The 1,771-nt window shown below is 76.8% G+C and carries 1 protein-coding gene; it reads left to right on the plus strand.

Annotation, left to right across the window (positions count from 1 at the left end):
- Positions 1-91 precede the first annotated feature (91 nt).
- A complete protein-coding gene (locus tag WDZ17_RS17240) occupies positions 92-1,504 on the plus strand; it encodes a transposase (RefSeq protein ID WP_339576409.1) in 1,413 nt (470 codons plus the stop codon).
- Positions 1,505-1,771 lie beyond the last annotated feature (267 nt).

Raw genomic sequence — 1,771 nt, forward strand, 5'->3', positions numbered from 1 at the left:
CTAGTAAGAGCAGGTGCGTGGATCCCTACGGCGAACATCCCCCTGCTGTGGTGTGCGGGCTTGGTGTCCCAACCACGGCAGGAGGATGTCCATGAAGAACGGTAGCCAGACGACGAGGACGACGACGGGCGCGGGCGGGCTGTCGCGCGGTGACCGGCGGCGCAACGCCCGGCTGGGTCGGCTGCGGGAGGTCGTCGGCCGTGACTGGGCGGTCCTGGCGGTCGACCTCGCCGACCGGGTGCAGGCCGCGGTCGTGGTCGACCACGACTCGCGGGTGCTGGCCCGGCGGGTGCTGCGCGGGCGGGCCTGGGACCTGGCCGAGGTCCTGACCTGGGCCCGGGGAGTGGCCACCGGGCACGGCTTCGCCGGGCTGGTCCTGGCGTGCGAGCCGACCGGCCACCGCTGGCGGGTGCTGGGCGAGATCGCCGCCGCGGCCGGCGTACCGCTGGTGTGCGTGTCACCGATGCTGGTCGCCCGCGGCCGTGAGGGCGAGGACCTGACCCGCGACAAGACCGACGACCGCGACGCGGTCGTCATCGCCCGCCTGACGGTCCAGCTGCGCTGCTACCTGCCCGAGCAGGCCGACCCGGCCTGGGCCCGGCTGCGTCACCTCGGCGCCCGCCGCGCCCAGCTGATCACCCGCGCCGGCGCCGCCCGCCAGCAGGCCGCCGACCTCGTCCAGGGCTGCTGGCCCGCGCTGCTGGACGCGGCCGCGGCACCGTTGGACTCGGCGACCTGGCGGGCCGCGGCCGCCCTGGCCCTGCACGCCGCGGTCGACGCCGGCGGTGACGTGGGCGCCGTACGCGCCCGGTCACGGGCTCGGTTCACCGCCCGGGTCGCCCGCGGCGTCCGCGCCGGCGGCGGGCGCCGGGTCTGCCGCCGGGTCGCCGAGGCCGTCCACGCCGCGGCCGGGCCCGCCGGCGCGGGCGCCGGGGTCGCGGCCCAACGCCACGGGGCCCTGGAGCGGGCCGCGTTCGCCCTGACCGACCTGTCCGCAGCGACCACCGAGCTGGCCGAGGTCGAGGCCCGGATGCTCACCGTGCTGGCCGACCTCGGCCTGGACGAGATCGCCGCGAGCATCCCCGGGGTCTCACCCGTCGGCGTCGCGGCGATCCTCGCCGAGAGCGGTGACCCGACCCGCTTCGACAGAGCCCGCGCCCTGGTCAAGCACGCCGGCCTCAGCCCCGTGCGCAACGAGTCCGGCACCCTGCGCGGGCAGACCACCACCTCCCGCCGCGGCCGCCCCGGCCTACGCGTGGCGGCCTGGCGCGCGACCTGGGGAGCGCTGCGGCACAACCCCGTCTACGCCGCCCGCCACACCCACCTGACCACCCGCACCGACCGACCACGCCTGCACGACGCCCAGGCCCGCACCGCCGTCGCCGCCGCCCTGCTGCGCCAGATCCACCACATGGTCGTCCACCACCAGACCTGGGACCCCACCCTCGCCGGCCCCGCCCGAGACCGCCGCCGGCAGCAGGTGGTGGTGCCCACCGCCGCCTGACCCCCACCACGCGCGGCCCAGCACCACACCCGGGGCGAGCTCGTCAGCGCCTCGAGGCCGACACCGGACCTCGCAACTGAGCAAGAGCAGCCCCGGCCCGTCCTTCACCGAGCTCGGATGAACCCTGTAGGGGACCACCCCGGTTGAACGCTAGGTGGAGCACGAAGGACGGCCCGGAGCCCCCGGACCCCCACCGCAACGAACCCGCGCGCGAACACCCACCAAGATCACCCGCCGGCCCAGCCGAACGGGCCAGACCAGCACGCC

Origin of the sequence: Pseudokineococcus basanitobsidens, assembly GCF_037482545.1 — a bacterium.
GTDB lineage: Bacteria > Actinomycetota > Actinomycetes > Actinomycetales > Quadrisphaeraceae > Pseudokineococcus > Pseudokineococcus basanitobsidens.